16 protein-coding genes are annotated in these 18,460 nt (G+C 49.5%); 7 read left to right on the forward strand and 9 right to left on the reverse strand.

Annotation, left to right across the window (positions count from 1 at the left end; all coding sequences use genetic code 11):
- The first annotated feature begins 105 nt into the window (after positions 1–105).
- Entirely contained in the window at positions 106–735 is a 630-nt protein-coding gene (gene pagP, locus A7983_RS08760; protein ID WP_005968351.1) for a lipid IV(A) palmitoyltransferase PagP, read from the forward strand.
- A gap of 244 nt (positions 736–979) precedes the next feature.
- A complete protein-coding gene (locus A7983_RS08765; protein WP_005968352.1) occupies positions 980–1,879 on the forward strand; it encodes a carboxylate/amino acid/amine transporter in 900 nt (299 codons plus the stop codon).
- Here A7983_RS08765 and metR read toward each other — a convergent pair.
- Positions 1,785–2,720 carry an HTH-type transcriptional regulator MetR gene (gene metR / locus A7983_RS08770; RefSeq protein ID WP_005968353.1) on the reverse strand — a complete coding sequence of 312 codons (936 nt, stop codon included), beginning with the start codon at positions 2,718–2,720 and terminating at the stop codon, positions 1,785–1,787. The two genes, A7983_RS08765 and metR, sit on opposite strands and share 95 nt — an antisense overlap.
- Positions 2,721–2,824: 104 nt before the next feature.
- Between metR and metE the strand changes: the two genes are divergently transcribed.
- From metE to A7983_RS08785, 3 genes are all read left to right on the forward strand, one after another.
- A complete protein-coding gene (metE, locus tag A7983_RS08775) occupies positions 2,825–5,089 on the forward strand; it encodes a 5-methyltetrahydropteroyltriglutamate--homocysteine S-methyltransferase (RefSeq protein WP_005968354.1) in 2,265 nt (754 codons plus the stop codon).
- A gap of 540 nt (positions 5,090–5,629) precedes the next feature.
- Positions 5,630–7,252, forward strand: a complete 1,623-nt coding sequence (locus A7983_RS08780) for a methyl-accepting chemotaxis protein (RefSeq protein ID WP_005968356.1) — start codon at positions 5,630–5,632, stop codon at positions 7,250–7,252.
- A gap of 1,028 nt (positions 7,253–8,280) precedes the next feature.
- Positions 8,281–9,945 (forward strand): methyl-accepting chemotaxis protein, encoded by a 1,665-nt coding sequence (locus A7983_RS08785; protein WP_005968358.1) that lies wholly within the window; start codon positions 8,281–8,283, stop codon positions 9,943–9,945.
- A gap of 87 nt (positions 9,946–10,032) precedes the next feature.
- Here the strand turns inward: A7983_RS08785 and A7983_RS08790 are convergent, their stop codons facing one another.
- On the reverse strand, positions 10,033–10,860 hold the full coding sequence (locus A7983_RS08790) for a dienelactone hydrolase family protein (RefSeq protein ID WP_005968360.1): 828 nt from the start codon (positions 10,858–10,860) through the stop codon (positions 10,033–10,035).
- Between the two features lie 326 nt (positions 10,861–11,186).
- Here A7983_RS08790 and udp point away from each other — a divergent pair, with 326 nt between their 5' ends.
- Both udp and A7983_RS08800 read left to right on the forward strand, forming a co-directional pair.
- Complete coding sequence (gene udp / locus A7983_RS08795; protein WP_005968362.1) at positions 11,187–11,957, forward strand: uridine phosphorylase; 771 nt, start codon at positions 11,187–11,189, stop codon at positions 11,955–11,957.
- Between the two features lie 149 nt (positions 11,958–12,106).
- Positions 12,107–12,889: a tyrosine-protein phosphatase gene (locus tag A7983_RS08800; protein ID WP_005968364.1), complete on the forward strand. Its 783-nt coding sequence runs from the start codon at positions 12,107–12,109 to the stop codon at positions 12,887–12,889.
- A gap of 72 nt (positions 12,890–12,961) precedes the next feature.
- On the opposite strand, the gene ppc is transcribed toward A7983_RS08800, so the two are convergent.
- The 7 genes from ppc to A7983_RS08835 form a co-directional block, all read right to left on the reverse strand.
- The gene (gene ppc / locus A7983_RS08805) at positions 12,962–15,601 is read right to left on the reverse strand and encodes a phosphoenolpyruvate carboxylase (RefSeq protein WP_005968367.1); all 2,640 of its coding nucleotides are present in this window, start codon (positions 15,599–15,601) and stop codon (positions 12,962–12,964) included.
- A 346-nt stretch (positions 15,602–15,947) separates the two neighbouring features.
- Positions 15,948–16,484, reverse strand: coding sequence for a hypothetical protein (locus A7983_RS08810; protein ID WP_005968369.1), 537 nt, complete (start codon positions 16,482–16,484; stop codon positions 15,948–15,950).
- 53 nt (positions 16,485–16,537) lie between these two features.
- Entirely contained in the window at positions 16,538–16,774 is a 237-nt protein-coding gene (locus A7983_RS08815) for a hypothetical protein (RefSeq protein WP_039478859.1), read from the reverse strand.
- A gap of 145 nt (positions 16,775–16,919) precedes the next feature.
- Positions 16,920–17,378 carry a hypothetical protein gene (locus tag A7983_RS08820; protein ID WP_039478857.1) on the reverse strand — a complete coding sequence of 153 codons (459 nt, stop codon included), beginning with the start codon at positions 17,376–17,378 and terminating at the stop codon, positions 16,920–16,922.
- Between the two features lie 134 nt (positions 17,379–17,512).
- Positions 17,513–17,887, reverse strand: coding sequence for a hypothetical protein (locus A7983_RS08825; RefSeq protein ID WP_005968373.1), 375 nt, complete (start codon positions 17,885–17,887; stop codon positions 17,513–17,515).
- Positions 17,888–17,947: 60 nt separating this feature from the next.
- Positions 17,948–18,211, reverse strand: coding sequence for an immunity protein TriTu family protein (locus tag A7983_RS24930; protein WP_005968376.1), 264 nt, complete (start codon positions 18,209–18,211; stop codon positions 17,948–17,950).
- A gap of 28 nt (positions 18,212–18,239) precedes the next feature.
- Positions 18,240–18,449, reverse strand: a complete 210-nt coding sequence (locus tag A7983_RS08835; RefSeq protein WP_005968378.1) for a DUF2283 domain-containing protein — start codon at positions 18,447–18,449, stop codon at positions 18,240–18,242.
- Positions 18,450–18,460: the final 11 nt, after the last annotated feature.

Below are 18,460 nucleotides of genomic sequence, written 5' to 3' on the forward strand. Positions count from 1 at the left end.
GCAGATTACGTAAGTTGAACTATATATTTTGGTAACGATCAGAATAGCTTTGTTGGGATCACCTTTGTTTGAATGGAATCGTGACGCTGTTACAGAGAACCTTATATGCATTTGAAGCGAACTTTAATCACGTTGAGTTTGATTACACTACCCATCATCCCTTTTTCGAGTTACGCAGTAGAAAGCATAAATAATACGGGCAGCATGGAAAACCCTGCGTCCGTCGCGGTGGATTCTACGTCGAATAAGCAGGATGAAAGTTGGTGGCAGAGAAGTAAAAATAACCTGTCTACGACCTGGAATGCGCCGCAGAGTCACGATATTTATGTCCCTGCTATCACCTGGCATAACCGCTGGACGTACGACAAAGAAAAGACTGACAGATATAATGAAAGGCCGTGGGGCGCAGGTTATGGGGTTTCCCGCTTGGATCAGGATGGGGATTGGCACGGGCTTTATCTCATGGCATTCAAAGACTCCTATAATAAATGGGAGCCTATTGGTGGCTACGGTTATGAAAAGCGCTGGCGGCCGACCCGCGATCAGGATTTTCAACTGGGTCTGGGATTTACGGCGGGTTTCACGATGCGTGATAATTGGAACTATATCCCGATCCCTGTATTGTTGCCTTTGGCGTCAATAAGTTATAGCAAACTTTCTTTCCAGGCGACGTATATTCCCGGAACGTATAATAACGGTAATGTTTTCTTTGCCTGGTTCAGATGGCAGATTTAATTATTAAGTTAGCGAGCCTCTTTTTTCACAAAACGAGGCTCTATTTATTCAGTAGCGTGCGGTATTGATGAAATATATTGAACCGTGTGTGTTATCTGGATAAGGGTATTTAACGTCACATCTTTTCTTCGCTGAGCTTATTTTTCAATTGATTGTTATTTGCTCTGATGTAAACCACTTTGCCTGAAATCCATTCAGCCATCTCCGCTACAATGGCGATACTTTTTTCTCAGTGGATGCTGTCGTGCCATTACTTATTATCACCACGATCTTGTGGGCATTTTCATTCAGCCTGATTGGCGAATATCTGGCGGGTCAGGTCGATAGCTGGTTTTCTGCGATGTTCCGCCTGACGGCGGCGGCGGTAGTCTTTTTGCCATTCTTACGTTGGCGGGGCTACACGCCGCGCGTTATTTTTTTGTATATGTTAGTGGGTGCTTGCCAACTTGGTATCATGTACCTGTTCGTGTTCCAGGCTTACCTGTACCTGACCGTACCTGAGTTTTTACTCTTCACAGTGATGACGCCGTTGTACGTCACGCTAATTTACGATCTGCTTGCTCGGCAGCGCTTGCGCTGGGGCTATGCGATGAGTGCGCTGCTGGCAGTATTCGGCGCAGCCGTGATCCACTATCACGGTGTGAGTGAGCATTTCTGGTGGGGATTCCTGCTGGTGCAGGTGGCTAACGTGTGTTTTGCCGCAGGCCAAGTTGGCTATAAGCGCCTGATGGAGATTCATCCTGTGCCGCAGCACTGCGCGTTTTCCTGGTTTTATCTGGGAGCGGCAATCGTGACGATAGTCGCGTGGCTGCTCTTCGGCAATATGGCTAAGCTACCCACCACAACCTTGCAGTGGGGTGTACTGGCCTGGCTGGGGATTGGCGCTTCAGGCCTGGGTTATTTTATGTGGAACTATGGCGCAACCCAGGTGGATGCCGGAACGCTCAGCATAATGAATAACTTTCACGTGCCGGCTGGGCTACTGGTCAACTTCGCCATCTGGCACAAAACGCCAGACTGGCTGAGCTTTATCGTGGGGACAGCAATCATTACGTCCTCGCTGTGGGTACACCAGCATTGGGTCGTGAAGCGTCCTTCACGAACGGTAAATGATCACAAGCGTGCTGACGCGCCGAACGAATAAATGCATCAAGCACTGGTTGGCGCTGTTCTCCATCGCGGACGGCGGCGTACAACCGGCTCCAAAGCCCATCACCCAGCGATTTGGTCACAATGAGTCCTTGGCGTTCAAAACTTTCCACCACCCAGTGCGGTAGCGCGGCGATGCCCATACGGGCGGCGACCATCTGAATCAACAGCAGTGTGTTATCCACGCTTTTCAGCGCAGGGCTGACGCCGGCTGGCTGTAAAAAGTGACGCCAGACGTCCAACCGCTGCCGCTGTACCGGATAGATCATCAGAGTTTCTGTGCTGAAATCCTCCGGTTCGATCTTCTCTTTTTTTGCCAGTGGATGCTCGGGAGCAAGCACCAGCCTGACCTCAAAATCAAACAGAGGCGAATAGTGCAGGCCGCTGCGCGGCATGATGTCGGAGGTCATGACCAGATCCAATTCGCCTTGCTGGAGCGCTGGCTGAGGGTCGAATGTCACACCCGATTTAAAATCCATTACGACCTGCGGCCAGTGCTGATGAAACTCGTCTAGCGCAGGCGTCAGCCACTGAATACAGCTATGACACTCGATGGCCAGACGCAGTGTGGTTTGGTGCGGCTCGTGGCAGGCCTGCAATGCCTGCTGGATCTGCGGTAACACCTGCTCTGCCAACTGCAACAGAATTTCTCCCTGAGGCGTAAAACGTAGCGGCTGGCTTTTACGCACGAATAGCCTGAACCCAAGGCGTTGTTCCAGATCGCTGAACTGGTGGGACAACGCCGATTGGGTTTGGTGAAGTGCAGCGGCAGCGGCGGCTAACGATCCGGTATTGCGCAGTGCTTGCAGCGTTCGCAGGTGTTTGAATTCGATCATGAGAGTCCTTCACAGTGACAGTGAATAAATTGCGCTTGTGCTTACTACACTACCTGCGGATTATGGATGTGTAAACATCTGGACGGCTAAATGAGGAATTAACGATGGCGATTGTGAATCACACACTGGGTTTTCCGCGCGTTGGACTACGCCGTGAACTGAAAAAAGCGCAGGAAAGCTACTGGGCAGGTAACGCGACACAGGAAGAGTTGCTGACCGTCGGACGTGAGCTGCGTGCGCGTCATTGGCAACAACAGAAGGATGCTGGCGTTGATCTGCTGCCGGTGGGTGATTTCGCCTGGTACGACCATGTGCTGACCACGAGTCTGCTGCTGGGTAACGTACCTGCGCGTCATCAGAATGAAGACGGCTCGGTCGATCTGGACACGCTGTTCCGTATTGGTCGTGGACGTGCGCCAACCGGTCAGCCTGCCGCTGCGGCAGAAATGACCAAATGGTTTAACACGAACTATCACTACATGGTGCCAGAATTCACTCAGGGGCAGCAGTTTAAGTTGACCTGGACGCAACTGCTGGATGAGGTGGATGAAGCATTGGCGTTGGGCCATAAAGTGAAGCCTGTTCTGCTAGGCCCGGTGACCTACCTGTGGCTGGGCAAAGTGAAAGGCGAACAGTTTGACCGCCTGTCGCTGCTGCAAGACATTCTGCCGGTTTACCAGCAGGTGCTGGCTGAATTGGCGAAGCGCGGCATTGAGTGGGTGCAGATCGATGAGCCTGCACTGGCGCTGGAACTGCCGCAAGAGTGGCTGGCCGCGTTTAAACCGGCTTACGATGCGCTGCAAGGTCAGGTGAAATTGCTGCTGACGACCTATTTCGATAGCGTTAGCCAGAATCTGGAAACGATCAAAGCGCTGCCGGTTCAGGGGCTGCATATCGATCTGGTTCACGGTAAGGACGATGCGGCTACGCTGAGCGCCCAACTGCCTGCTAATTGGGTGCTGTCTCTGGGGGTGATTAACGGCCGTAACGTATGGCGTGCTGACCTGAGTAGCTGGTTTGAGCGCCTGCAACCGCTGGTGGGGACGCGTGATCTGTGGCTGGGCAGTTCATGCTCTTTGCTGCATAGCCCTATCGACCTGAGTGTTGAAGTGCGTCTGGATGATGAAGTGAAGAGCTGGTTTGCCTTTGCGATTCAGAAATGTGCGGAATTGTCACTGCTGTCTCAGGCGCTGAACAGCGGGAACGGTCAGGCACTGGAAGCCTACAGCGCGCCGATTCGCGCTCGCCGCACTTCTACCCGTGTGAATAACGCCGCTGTTGCGCAGCGTCTGGCGGCCATCACCGCACAGGACAGCCAGCGTCAGAATGTGTATTCCGTGCGTGCCGATGCTCAGCGCGAGCGCTTTAATCTGCCAGCATGGCCGACTACTACGATTGGTTCTTTCCCACAAACCACCGAAATTCGCGGCCTGCGTCTGGATTTCAAACAGGGTCGTTTGGACGGGAATAACTACCGCACTGGTATTGCCGAGCACATCAAGCAAGCTGTGGTTGAGCAAGAGCGTCTGGGTCTAGACGTACTGGTGCACGGTGAAGCCGAGCGTAACGACATGGTCGAGTATTTCGGTGAGCATCTGGATGGCTTTGTCTTTACCCAGAACGGCTGGGTGCAGAGCTACGGTTCTCGCTGCGTGAAGCCGCCGGTCATCATTGGTGATGTGAGTCGTCCAGAAGCAATCACCGTTGAATGGGCGAAATACGCACAGTCTCTGACTGACAAGCCGATGAAAGGCATGCTGACAGGTCCGGTGACGATCCTGTGCTGGTCTTTCCCGCGTGAAGACGTCACACGTGAAACCATCGCTAAGCAGATTGCGCTGGCGCTGCGTGATGAAGTCGCCGATTTGGAAGCCGCAGGCATTGGCATCATCCAGATTGACGAACCGGCGCTGCGTGAAGGTCTGCCGCTGCACCGCTCGGATTGGGATGCTTATCTGACCTGGGCTGTGGATGCCTTCCGTCTGAATGCTGCGGTGGCGAAAGACGATACGCAGATCCATACCCACATGTGTTATTGCGAGTTCAACGACATCATGGATTCCATTGCCGCGCTGGATGCGGACGTGATTACCATTGAAACCTCTCGCTCCGATATGGAGTTGTTGGAATCGTTTGAAGAGTTCGAATACCCGAATGAAATCGGTCCAGGCGTCTACGATATTCACTCTCCAAACGTACCGAGCGTGGAATGGATGGAAGCTCTGCTGAAGAAAGCGGCACAGCGTATTCCTGCTGAACGCCTGTGGGTGAACCCGGATTGTGGTCTGAAAACCCGTGGCTGGCCGGAAACACGTCAGGCTCTGGCAAATATGGTTCAGGCAGCACAGCGTCTGCGTGAAGCTCAATAAGCGTTAATTATCGATGATATCAGGGAGTCTATTGGCTCCCTGATTTTTCATGTATAAGTGGTAAATAAAATACATGTTTTGTTTTTTAATTCTACGTAAAATTGCTATTTCCTTCTTCGGTTTTTTCCCTTCTTCATATTAAATATAGTGTTTTTACTTTAATAAAATTGCCACGCGATCGCGCTTTATTTTTTGTTTTTGATGGGATTTTATTCGTGATAAATGAATATTTTTTCGCTGAATTAACCTGTCTTGTTTTGAATATTTAAATGACCTAATCATAAAGCTAAGAAATCTTGTGCCGATAAGGTAAACGGCATAGATGCAGGTCAGGATGCACGAACAAGGAGGGGTTGTTTATATTTTTGATAGATTGGTTATGTTGAAAATATACCGCCAATTATACTTTATAGGTAGCAACTATATACCTATAAAGAGAGTTTATTTTTCCGAAAAGCCATTATTTTCCATCCTGCAACATTATTAGGCAATAACTCTGCGTCATCGACATTATTATACTTTACCTAAAAGGAGTGAGATGTGAATTTAGCGAATTGGCGTATCGGCTATCGATTGGGAGGCGGGTTTGCCGTCCTGATTCTGATGTTATTTGCTGTGAGTCTATTTTCTCTGTCTAAACTATCCGGTTTTCAGGATGGTGCCAGAGACATCGTCAAAGAGGTTTATCCACAAACGGTAGATGCTAATGAGCTCATCGATAACGTGAATGGGCATTTTGTCGCTTATTTGCAGATGATGCTGGTATCCGGTCAGGAACAGCGTCAGGGATATGTCGATCGGATTATGGCGTACCGCAAGGAAATTAGCCGTCTGCTTGATAATCTGGAAAGCAATGCCTCAGGAGAGCGTTCCCGCAAGCAGGTGGGGGTTGTCCGCGGGTTTCGTGCCGAGTTCATCAAGTCCGGCGATAAAATAATCAGTGATGCGTTGGCGGGTAATAACGACGTCGCCATAGCGGAATTCAATGACACCCTGAACGTGATTCAGCGCAATTACCGTGACTCGGTGAAACAGTTGGTGAATTACCAGGATGAGGCGATGAATACGTCTGTCGAAACCATGGCAGACGTATACAGCAGTACGCGTCTCATTTTACTGCTTATTTTGGTGCTCGGCGCGGCTGCTGGCGCACTGATTGCCTGGTTGATCACCCGTAGCGTTACCCGTCCGATAGAGCAGGCTTTACACGTTGCAGACCGAGTGGCACAGGGCGATCTGACCTCACACATCACGGTGACCAGCAAGGATGAAACTGGGCTGCTGCTACAATCGTTGGATCGTATGAATACTAGCCTGAGCTCGATTGTCGGCCAGGTCCGTGACGGCGCGGAAACGATTTCGACGGCGGCGTCGCAAATCACGGCAGGGAATCAGGATCTGTCATCGCGTACAGAGGAACAGGCCAGCTCGCTGGAAGAAACGGCAGCCTCAATGGAGCAACTGGCATCCACCATTAAAAATACCGCGGAAAACACCCAACAGGCGACGGAGATTGCGAATAAAGCCACGGGTGCGGCGAAACAAAGCGGTGAGGTGATGCTTTCCGTGACGCAGAAAATGCGTGGGATACACGATTCATCCCAGCGTATGGCAGAGATCATCGGTGTGATCGACGGCATTGCGTTCCAGACCAACATTCTGGCGCTGAACGCGGCGGTTGAAGCGGCGCGTGCCGGTGAGCAGGGGCGCGGCTTTGCGGTGGTGGCAGGAGAAGTTCGCTCGCTGGCGCAGCGCAGTGCGACAGCAGCACGAGAAATCAAGGCTCTAATTGATGATTCCGTGGGCAAAATCCGTGAAGGTATGGGGCTTGTCGATACCGCTGAAGAGACAATGGGGGGATTAACGGCTCACGTCAGAGATGTACACGACATTATCAGTGAGATTTCACAGGCCAGTCGCGAACAGAGTGATGGCATTAACCAGATGAATCTGGCAATTGGACAAATTGATACCACGACACAACAGAACGCGGCCCTGGTTGAAGAATCGGCTTCTGCGGCACAGTCCCTGCAATCACAGGCAACAGTGCTGGCGGAAGCGGTGAGTGCGTTTAAAATACAGTCGCATAGCCGCGGTAATGCCGAGTCTTATGCAGCGAGGCCGATGAGCACACCTATGCTGGCGCTGGCAAATAAAGAGTAAATTTACCGCCATAATTTGCCCGCGTTGCATCGCGACGTCTGCTTCATCAGGGGGGTAATGGCCTCCCTGATTCCGTTATCTCGCGATACCCGTCATACTTCAAGTTGCATGTGCGTTGGCTGCGCTACTCGGTACACTTACGTGCACCTCGCCCCGTTGGGGCCGCTGCCAGCAGCGTTCAAATCTGCCTTTGGCAGATTTGTCACTCACCCGAATCACTTACCCGAGTAAGCTCATCGGGATGAAATGAGAGACATCCTGTCTCTCACCGGATGCCAGCCGTTGGCTGGTCAAATTCGTTCCCGACGAATTTGTCCTTCCCTTGCCGCGTTATTCGGCCTTATGGCCTCACCCCTTCGGGGTCAGCGCAAGCGCTGCTCAAAAACGCCTTGCCGTTTTTGTCCTGAAACTCGAATTATTTAGGGTATATAGAGTAAATACGTTTTTTTCCCCTGCTTATTCAGTTTGTTGTCCTTTTTTAAGAAATATTCCATCTATTTATTTTTAATATCAAATATGTCTGACTATCATTTGATGTGGTTGAGGCGTTATTTTTGTTAATTATTGTTGAATTAACCTGTGATTTTTCCGATCGAAACTTAATTTTTGATAGTTACAATCTATTTATTGTCTGTTTTTGAATGATTTAAACGATCAATTTGTAAAGTTCAGAAACAAGTTGCCGATAAAACGAATAACACAGGAACGGCTATGGATGCACGAATACGGAGAGGGAAGGTCATCATTTCACCTCGATAACGTCTCCGCGGTCTTATCAACCGTATTTGTACCACTGTTAGATTTATTGCCACTTTTGCACCTCAACACCTGAGGAAAACTATTTGATTTTCGATCGCGCCTCTCATGCTGAGAACGTGCGTAAAAATGCCTGCCTCAAGGTATCTCTGGTATATCAGAAGGAAACCGCTTTTTCCTTCGGACAGCCAGCCATTCTCCGCCCTGTGGTCTATCACGCTGCGACATGTGCGCAACTGACCTTGCTATGCATTACCTAAAAGGAGTGAGACATGAATTTAGCAAACTGGCGTATTGGTTATCGATTGGGGGCTGGATTTTCCATCCTGATTCTGATGTTGTTTGCCGTAAGTATTTTTTCCCTGTCTAAGTTATCCGGCTTTCAGGACGGTGCCAGAGGCATTGTCAAAGACGTCTATCCACAAACGATGGATGCTAATAATCTCATCGACAATGTCACGAGTATTCTGGTGGCGTATCAGCGGCTGATGCTGGTTTCGGGTGAGGAACAGATCCAGACAAACGTGACTCGCGTGAATGAATTCCGTCAGGAAATTGGTCGTCTACTGGACAAGCTAGAAAGTCAAACTGTTGAAGAACGTTCGGTCACCCAGCTACGTGCGATTCGCGCGATTCGTACTGAGTTTCTGAAGTCTGGCGATAAAATCATTAGCGAAGTAGTCGCGGGCAATAGGGAAGCGGCGATCGAGGAGTTCAACAACAACCTGAACGTGGTTCAACGCCAATACCGTGATGCGGTGAAGCAATTAGTGAACTACCAGGATGATGCGATGGACACCTCTATTGAAGCCATGGCTGAGGTATACAGCGAGACACGTATTATTCTGCTGCTCATTCTGGCGTTAGGTGCCGTATTTGGGGCATTGATTGCCTGGTCGATCACGCGCAGCGTAACCCGGCCGATACAGCAGGCTTTGCAAGTAGCAGACAGAGTAGCGCAGGGCGACCTGACCTCACGCATCACTGTTACCAGCAAAGATGAAACGGGATTGCTGCTGCAATCGTTGGATCACATGAACACCAGCCTGAGCACGATTGTCGGACAGGTACGTGACGGAGCGGAAACGATCTCGACGGCGGCTTCACAGATTGCCGCAGGTAATCAGGATCTGTCATCGCGCACTGAAGAGCAGGCCAGCTCACTGGAAGAAACGGCGGCCTCGATGGAACAACTGACCTCCACCATTAAAAATACGGCGGAAAACACCCAACAGGCGACAGACATTGCGAATAAAGCCTCTGGTGCCGCCAAACAAAGCGGTGATGTCATGGTGTCCGTGACGCAGAAAATGCGCGGTATTCGTGATTCATCCCAACGTATGGCCGAGATTATTGGTGTGATCGACGGCATTGCCTTCCAGACCAATATTCTGGCACTGAACGCGGCGGTTGAAGCGGCGCGTGCGGGTGAGCAAGGACGTGGCTTTGCGGTGGTGGCAGGCGAAGTACGTTCTCTGGCACAGCGCAGTGCGACGGCCGCGCGTGAGATTAAGGACTTGATCGACGATTCTGTGAACAAAATTCAGGAAGGTATGTCGCTGGTGGATACTGCTGAAGAAACCATGGGCGGATTAACCGGCTATGTTCGGGATGTGAATGAGATCATCAGCGAAATCTCACAGGCCAGTCGTGAACAGAGCGACGGGATTAACCAGATGAATCTGGCGGTGGGACAAATTGATACCACGACTCAGCAGAATGCGGCTCTGGTTGAAGAATCTGCCTCTGCGGCACTTTCCCTGCAAGCACAGGCTTCCGTTCTGGCGGAAGCGGTGAGCGCGTTTAAACTGCTGCCGTATGGCAATGGCAAAGCCGCTTCTTATGCATCGACCCCAACACGAACCCCAACGCTGTCTTTAGCACCCGTGACGCCTGCGAAAGATCAAGGCAACAATGGTGACTGGACGACGTTCTAAGGTTGCTGGTGTAAAACGCTGAAACACAAACGCCGCCGTTGTTCGGTGGCGTTTTAGATCGTAGGTAAGAACATACGTGTGATGGTGCTACGCTACACCGTTTTTCTGGAACCATGCCAGCATCCGTTGCCAGCCGTCGCGTGCGGATTCTTCATGATAGCTAGGGCGATAATCGGCATGAAAAGCATGCCCGGCATCGGGGTAGACGATGATTTCTGCCGTCGCGTTCGCAGCGCGTAGCGCCTGTCGCATGATATCCACTTTTTCCAGCGGAATACTCTCGTCTTTCGCTCCGTATAATCCCAACACGGGCGCTTCCAATTCCGTTGCAATATCGACCGGATGTTTGGGGCTATTCAGCGTTTTCTCACCGGTGAATTTGCCGTACCAGGCTACGGCCGCTTTGAGTTGTGGATTGTGCGCGGCGTAGAGCCAGGTGATGCGTCCGCCCCAACAGAACCCCGTTATTGCTAGCTTGCTGGCATCGCCGCCCTGCTTAATCGCCCAGTTGGCGCTGTGATCGAGATCGGACAGCACCTGTGAATCGGGAACCTTATGCACCAGCTCAGTCAGGATTTGTTGAATGTCGTTATATTGGCTGGGGTCGCCCTGACGGAAATACAGCTCTGGGGCGATGGCCATATAGCCCTGTTTAGCCAGCCTGCGACAAACATCCTGAATGTGTTGATGAACGCCGAAAATTTCCTGCACCACCAGAACGATAGGGAGTGGTCCATCATGGTTCGTTGGCTTGGCGATATAGGCGGGTAGCTGCTCACCCTGAGAAGGGATGGTGGTTTCACTGGCAACGATACCGACAGAATCCGTGGTAATGATGGAGAAGCCCTGCGGTTTTACCGCCGGGGATAACCCTTGAGGAAGATGTTTGAAGGTCGTCTGTTCATCAGTCTTCATTACGCGCTCTCCTGTTATCGGTCTGCCGGGTTTCATGTGAAAGAGGGATGTCATGATAAATACTATCAATGATTAAAGAATCTACACTAGAAGACAATTAATCGGCAAAAATGAATTCCTTACCCAATAAAAAGTGATTTATGTCACGTTTTTTATGTATGTTGACTATTGTTTCTTTTTTATAGGTGACTGGCGTCACTCAAAAAGACGTAATGATGCGCTAAAGTCTTTTATTAGACGGATGCTTACAGACTGCGACAAGCGGGTTCGATGAGGCATTCGGCGCGATTTCTCTGAATACCCAATTGATTGCCCGGGAGGCAGTTATGTCTACATCTGATGTGTTCCATCTTGGTCTGGTCAAGAACGATTTACAGGGCGCGACGCTGGCTATCGTGCCCGGCGATCCTGAACGTGTCGAAAAAATTGCTCGCCTGATGGATAACCCGGTACATCTGGCATCACACCGTGAATTTACCTCCTGGCGTGCAGAGCTGGACGGTAAGGCAATCATTGTCTGCTCGACCGGTATCGGTGGGCCGTCAACGTCAATCGCGGTAGAAGAGCTGGCGCAGCTCGGCATCCGCACTTTCCTGCGCGTCGGTACAACGGGGGCGATTCAACCCGGTATCAATGTCGGTGATGTTCTGGTCACTACCGCCGCTGTTCGTCTTGATGGCGCGAGTCTGCACTTCGCACCAATGGAATTCCCCGCCGTCGCTGATTTCGGCTGTACCACGGCGCTGGTGGATGCGGCGAAGGCGTCAGGTATCGCGTTGCACGTGGGCATTACGGCGTCTTCCGATACGTTCTATCCCGGCCAGGAACGCTATGACACGTTCTCTGGACGTGTGGTGCGTCGCTTCCGTGGATCGATGGAAGAGTGGCAGAGCATGGGGGTGCTGAACTATGAAATGGAATCCGCCACGCTGCTGACTATGTGTGCCAGTCAGGGGCTAAAAGCCGGTATGATCGCTGGGATTATCGTGAATCGTACCCAACAGGAAATTCCTGATGTTGCCACCATGAAGCTGGCCGAGACGAATGTGATCAAGGTGCTGTTGGATGCGACACGCCGTTTGTTAGCGGCTGAATAAACACAAAAGTTGATGTTATTTTGGGCTGGTCATCGCAGAGGCCAGCCTTTATCTTAATAACTTGTTCTGGTTTATTGGGTTAACCTGCGACGCGCTCTGTGTGTGTAATACGGTTGCCTTGCTCGCCTTTCAACCTCGCAAGGAGATGTATGACCGAATCAACGTTGCTTCATCCCTCTTTATTACCGCTGGACGGCGGGATCAACTTCCGTGATTTAGGTGGTAACCGGGCTGCTGACGGGCGGCTTATCCGACACGGTAAACTTTTTCGCTCCGGTTCGCTGGATCTGCTGAGTCCGGCGGATTGTGAACACCTTGCTGGTGTGCCGATTTCTCACGTGGTGGACTATCGAGATACCGATGAAATTGCGCAGAAACCCGATGTACTGTGGACTGGGGCCAATTATCACGCTTATCCGGCCAATCCATTACGCCACGAGGTGACGGCCAACCTGGATTCGTTGGGGTCCGATGTACTGGCGGCATTTGATTCCCGCGCGTTTATGTTAGAACTCTACCGCCGTTTGCCCTTCAATAATTCCGCCTATAAGCAACTGGTGTCGCTACTATTACGGCCAGATGAGGGCGGGCTGGTACAGCACTGCGCGGTGGGGAAAGATCGCACAGGTATCGGTTCGGCACTGGTGATGTTTGCATTGGGAGCCGATGAACAGACCGTGATGGAAGATTACCTGCTCACAGATACCACGCTGACGCCATTCCGTCAGCAGTTGCTGGCGCATTTATCGGAAACGCTGAATGAGAAAGCGCTAGGGCAGTTCTCTTATGTGCTCTCCGTGCAGGAAGAGTTCATCGTGACGGCGTTGCAGGCGATCTATGAACGACATGGTTCGATCGATAGCTGGCTTGAAGTGGAATATGGGCTGGATAATCGTGCGAGGAATTATTTGCAGGATAAGTATTTGGCGTAGGGTATGTGTTTTAGGCCGGTCAACTGACCGGCCTTTATTTTTGCTTCTGTATAGCTTTTACTGCCGGGGTGATTAACCCGTATTACGCATACCCGCTGCGACACCCGCGATGGTGACCATCAACGCCAGTTCCAGATCGGCGTCCGGTTGTTCCTGTCGACGTGAACGATGCAGCAGTTCTGCCTGCAACACGTTCAGGGGATCGGTGTAGACGTTACGCAGTGCGATGGATTCAGCGATCCACGGTAGGTCTGCCATCAGGTGATCGTCGTTGGAGATCGCCAGCACAATGCTGATATCGGCGGCCAACTGATCGCGTAGTTGCTTCCCTAATGGCCATAGCTTTTCTTCTACCAGACGCTGATCGTAATACTCCGCCAGCCACAGGTCGGCTTTGGCAAACACCATCTCCAGCATGCCGATACGCGTCGAGAAGAACGGCCAGTTGCGGCACATTTCTTCCAACTGCCCCTGCTTGCCGTCATCCACCACTTTCTGCAACGCGGCACCTGCACCGAGCCATGCGGGCAGCATCAGACGGTTCTGCGTCCAGGCGAAAATCCACGGGATCGCGCGCAGGCTTTCCACTCCGCCGTTCGGACGACGTTTGGCCGGGCGTGAGCCCAACGGCAGTTTACCCAGCTCCAGCTCCGGCGTAGCGGCGCGGAAGTACGGAACGAAATCTGGGTTTTCGCGCACGTAGCCACGGTACATATCGCAGGACACGCGGGACAGTTCGTCCATTACCTGATGCCATTCTTGTTTTGGCTCCGGCGGTGGCAGCAGGTTCGCTTCCAGAATCGCACCGGTATACAGCGCCAGGCTGCTGATGGTGACTTCTGGCAGGCCGTATTTAAAGCGGATCATCTCGCCCTGTTCCGTCACGCGCAGGCCGCCTTTCAGGCTACCCGGCGGTTGTGACAACAGCGCGGCATGAGCTGGCGCACCACCGCGACCGATGGAACCCCCGCGTCCGTGGAATAGCGTCAGGGCGATGCCCGCTTTCTCACAGGTTTTGATCAGCGCGTCTTGCGCACGGTACTGCGCCCAGGATGCGGCCATCACGCCTGCGTCTTTCGCAGAGTCGGAATAGCCGATCATGACCATCTGCTTGCCTTGAATAAAGCCGCGATACCAGTCAATGCTTAGCAACTGCGTCATGACATCGTCGGCGTTGTTCAGGTCATCCAGTGTTTCAAACAGCGGCGCGACGGGCAGAGCAAACGGGCAGCCGGCTTCTTTGAGCAGCAGTTGAACGGCCAGCACGTCGGAAGGCGTGCGCGCCATTGAAATAACGTAAGCAGCAATAGAACCCTGTGGCGCTTTCGCGATCACCCGGCAGGTATCCAGCACTTCTTTGGTATCTGCACTGGGTTCCCAGTAGCGCGGCAGCAGCGGACGCTTGGAGCTGAGTTCGCGGATCAGGAAGGCTTGCTTATCGGATTCTGACCAGCTTTCATAATCGCCCAGACCCAGATAGCGGGTAATTTCGGCCAGTGCGTCGGTGTGGCGAGTACTCTCCTGACGGACATCAATGCGCACCAACGGTACACCGAAGCAGCGCACGCGGCGCAGCGTATCCAGCAGGCGACCATCGGCGATGATACCCATGCCGCAGGTTTTCAGAGACTGATAGCAGGCGTGGAGCGGTTCCCATAGCTGCTCGTTGGTAACTAGCAGGTCTTTAGGGGGCAGACGTTCTTCACCCGTCAGGCGTGCTTCGAGATAGCTCAGCGTGCTGCTCAACTGCGAACGCAGTGACTTCATGATGGCGCGGTACGGCTCCTGTACCTCGCTGCCACCGGCCAGCTCTAACAGATCTGGTGTACATTCGGACATCGACAGCTCGGAAACCAGTACCTGAATATCACGCAGGAACAGATCGGCGGCTTTCCAGCGGCTGAGTAACAGCACATGACGCGTCACTTCTGCTGTGACGTTCGGGTTACCGTCGCGGTCGCCGCCCATCCAGGAGGTAAAGCGTACCGGTACGGCGTCAACTGGCAGACGGTAGCCGAAAGCCTGTTCCAACTGCTCATCGAGCTCACGTAAAAATGCAGGTACGCCTTCCCACAGACTGTTTTCCACTACGGCGAAACCCCATTTGGCTTCATCTACCGGGGTAGGGCGAATTTTGCGGATCTCATCGGTATGCCAGGACTGTGCGATCAACTGGCGCAGACGGCGCATGATCTGATTGCGCTCATAATCAGCCAAATCGTTGTGGTCGAGCTGCTTAAGGCAGGTGTTCACTTCTACCAGTTTGTGGATCAGCGTCCGGCGGGTGATCTCGGTCGGGTGTGCGGTCAGTACCAGCTCGATCGACAGCGATTCTACCGCGTCGCGGATATCGCGTTCGGTCAGATCTTTATTTTCTTTTAGACGCTCAAAGGCGTTGGAAAGCTGCGCTGGGTTACTCGCTGCTTCGCCGTGTGGTGAAATCGTATGATATTGCTCAGCGGTATTGGTCAGGTTAAGGAACTGGCTAAATGCGCGGGCCACGGGCAACAGCTCATCGTTAGACAGGTTTTGCAGTGTAGTCAGCAGTTCCTGACGATGTTTTTCATTACCTGCACGGGATGACTTTGACAACTTGCGGATTGTTTCGACTTTATCAAGGATGTTTTCACCCAGTGCTTCCTTGATAGTATCGCCGAGTAGTTTGCCGAGCATACTGACGTTACTGCGCATTGCGGAATATTGTTCGTTCATAGTTACCCTGACCCACCCCTACCATTTTTGTAAGTTTATTTCACTTGACATATTTTTACGCACTGCCTCCATCTAGCCACGATAAGGCGTGTTCGTCAATTGACGATTCTTTCTTCTCCCTATTCTTTGTACTTGCATTGATGCGGACTTGGCAATTTGTGAAATTTAATTACAGCGGCGCGGATATTAGGTGAACTTATACACTCGCCATCCTTACGCGTAGCGTCGGCGTTGACAGCCTTTGGTCGCCTGAGGGAACTGGCAGTGTTTGTCTCTGTACCGCAACGAACTGAGGCTGGCGTAAGCAAAAAACCAGAGGCAATCTTATGATCCTTCCGATTTTTATTTATAAGCAAGACCAAAAAAACTTATCTTCACTTCCGACTAACCCCTCTACATCAGTAGGGTTTACTTTATTTAAAAACGTGGTTCCGACACCTCTAAAGAAAAAACAAAAATCAAAAGAGATGGGTTTAATGTTATTTAAGTCGGATTCATTTGTAATCGCATAAATACGACCAGAATCTACTTCCAATAAAATAGAATAAGGATCGTTATAGGCAACAAGAAGTAAGTTTTTAGGGCGGTCAGCCTTCCCCCACCACTGAACTAAATCATTTTTACTATTTAATTCAAAAAGCTTATCAAGATAATTACCACCATCCCCAAACATAAAACTACCTAGGGAAAAATCATCCAGACTGTAATTTAAGACAAATTTTTTAAATTCATCATGTAATTTAATATCTAACCGTTTTTCTAACGCATGAACTTCATCAATAGAAAAACCACCTTTTTTCATCATTAGATCATCCATCTCCCCTTCAAAAATAGAAAATTTCTCATGCAGCTTAGATTCTATTTCCGTTAACTCCAGTAACATAATAACCTCGTTTTTAAGGGCTTTATAATGAACATATTCCAAAAAACTAAATATCACTCCAAAAAATCAATTAACCTCACTATTTTTTGATATTCAGCGTTATCAAACTCCCCATGAGCTAAATATCCGCAAAAATTTCTATGTAAACTCTTTAATTCGGATTTTTTTGAATTTTCACTTCTCAATACACGCATGGCGGATTTATAAAAATCAATACCTTGCTCTCGATTATTGTGTTCTGAATCAGTTATGATGTCAGCTAATAGAACCATCGCACTATCTATATTCATATTGCTATATTCATATTGGCCTTAGACCTTTACGCTATCAGATCCTCTGCATCATAGTAACGATGCCGGTGACCGTTACGGTAGAGTGGGGCAGGAACATTATTAAAACCGAGGTCAATGTGTAGTGACTAATCAATGGAATAAATCACAACATTTCTTTTAATTTTATTAGATCTTCTCTTTCTAGATTTTTATACTCATCATCGAAATCAGTATGACAAATAAAAATTTTATCACTACCAACTGCCGCGTATACCCCTTCGGACATTTCATTCGGATCAAACAACCCCGGCGGCTCTGAAAAACAACCGTCTAACCCACACCAACTCACTACTGACAGATTTTCAATAAAATATAATAATGTTTTCTCTGTGTTATCAAGCCAGTCATGCGGATGAGCGTTGAATTTAACATCCCACAACCATACAACCCAATCGTCACCAACTATTTTTTGAGATTTTAACTCCACATCGTGCCAAATAGCTGAAGGGAATTCTGGTGGAGAATAATTCACATCATTAGAATATGAATAAAAAGTTTGCCCATTAACATCGCCAGTCATACTGTCCCAGTAAACACCTAATACTTCCTTGAGTTTCATCATTTCAATCTCTAATTAGCACCTTGTTGCACACCTGTAACTATCTGTGTAGCTATTTCCCCTTGGTTTTGACCTGTTTTATTGACCATATAAGTAACCCGTTTTTCATCCATAATCCTTTCGATTTAATTAAGCGGTTAATTTAATATTGCAGTCACCTCTGTGGGATTTGAAATTTTAACTTCCAACCACATTCCTGTAGTTAAACCAAATCCGCGTAAAAAAACATCATCATCAATCAATAGCTCACAGACATCCTTTAATACCTCTCCCACGATGTCATCCACCCATTTTCCTTCTTCATGATAATATCGGCTAATTTTTATCTCATTAGGGGATGCTATGATTAACTCGCAACACCTAAAGATATCTTTCACCTCCTTCATAGAAAAAAGAGTAGCACCATCAGTATGTAAAACAACAGTTTTGCGATCCTCTGATAACGTCATGCTTGAAATAGAATAATCAGAGAGAGACAAATTACATAGCTCTGTTTTCGTTAACTTAATCATTATACTCATCAATGGAAAAATAATTATACCGTAATATATTAAAATCAATGTCAGTCCACTCTACCTTAGGAGGTCATTGAATTTCTTGAATGACTTTATTATTTCGGCTATGTCAGAAAGTTCCGCTCTTTCATTTATAATGTATTTTTCCGTGTCAATAGTCATGATTTCCAACATACATGATTTATCATCCCATACCGTAAATTTGGCGATCTTATTTTCACCTTCGAAATCAACGACCAAGCTACTCGTGTACTCATTTCTATTAATTTCAACGTGGTGGGTAGTGTTAGATAGGATCCAGTCCTTTATTTCACTTAACATTTTCCTCTCTTTCTTTTGTCTATGTTTTTTAATCCAATAAAAATTCCATTCCAATCATATTTCCATTACTATCAAAGTCTAAATATATTTCTGGTCCCTGATAATTTTCTATTATTGTTCGCAAAGCAATATGTTTAACAGCTACTCCGGCCTTTCCCTTCCCCGGATGATTTGGTAGAACGAGGTAAGCCATATCGCCATCACCACTGACTTCTAAATTAATTTTATTTTTTTTCATGTCATGTTCTA

The organism is Pectobacterium wasabiae CFBP 3304 (assembly GCF_001742185.1).
GTDB classification, from domain to species: domain Bacteria; phylum Pseudomonadota; class Gammaproteobacteria; order Enterobacterales; family Enterobacteriaceae; genus Pectobacterium; species Pectobacterium wasabiae.

Bases quoted from the DNA above. Each gene is read 5' to 3' on its own strand.
- pagP (WP_005968351.1), top strand. From the start codon at position 106: ATGCATTTGAAGCGAACTTTAATCACGTTGAGTTTGATTACACTACCC.
- metR (WP_005968353.1), bottom strand. From the start codon at position 2,720: ATGATCGAATTCAAACACCTGCGAACGCTGCAAGCACTGCGCAATACC.
- metE (WP_005968354.1), top strand. From the start codon at position 2,825: ATGGCGATTGTGAATCACACACTGGGTTTTCCGCGCGTTGGACTACGC.
- A7983_RS08785 (WP_005968358.1), top strand. From the start codon at position 8,281: ATGAATTTAGCAAACTGGCGTATTGGTTATCGATTGGGGGCTGGATTT.
- A7983_RS08790 (WP_005968360.1), bottom strand. From the start codon at position 10,860: ATGAAGACTGATGAACAGACGACCTTCAAACATCTTCCTCAAGGGTTA.
- udp (WP_005968362.1), top strand. From the start codon at position 11,187: ATGTCTACATCTGATGTGTTCCATCTTGGTCTGGTCAAGAACGATTTA.
- A7983_RS08800 (WP_005968364.1), top strand. From the start codon at position 12,107: ATGACCGAATCAACGTTGCTTCATCCCTCTTTATTACCGCTGGACGGC.
- ppc (WP_005968367.1), bottom strand. From the start codon at position 15,601: ATGAACGAACAATATTCCGCAATGCGCAGTAACGTCAGTATGCTCGGC.
- A7983_RS08810 (WP_005968369.1), bottom strand. From the start codon at position 16,484: ATGTTACTGGAGTTAACGGAAATAGAATCTAAGCTGCATGAGAAATTT.
- A7983_RS08815 (WP_039478859.1), bottom strand. From the start codon at position 16,774: ATGAATATAGATAGTGCGATGGTTCTATTAGCTGACATCATAACTGAT.
- A7983_RS08820 (WP_039478857.1), bottom strand. From the start codon at position 17,378: ATGATGAAACTCAAGGAAGTATTAGGTGTTTACTGGGACAGTATGACT.
- A7983_RS08825 (WP_005968373.1), bottom strand. From the start codon at position 17,887: ATGATTAAGTTAACGAAAACAGAGCTATGTAATTTGTCTCTCTCTGAT.
- A7983_RS24930 (WP_005968376.1), bottom strand. From the start codon at position 18,211: ATGTTAAGTGAAATAAAGGACTGGATCCTATCTAACACTACCCACCAC.
- A7983_RS08835 (WP_005968378.1), bottom strand. From the start codon at position 18,449: ATGAAAAAAAATAAAATTAATTTAGAAGTCAGTGGTGATGGCGATATG.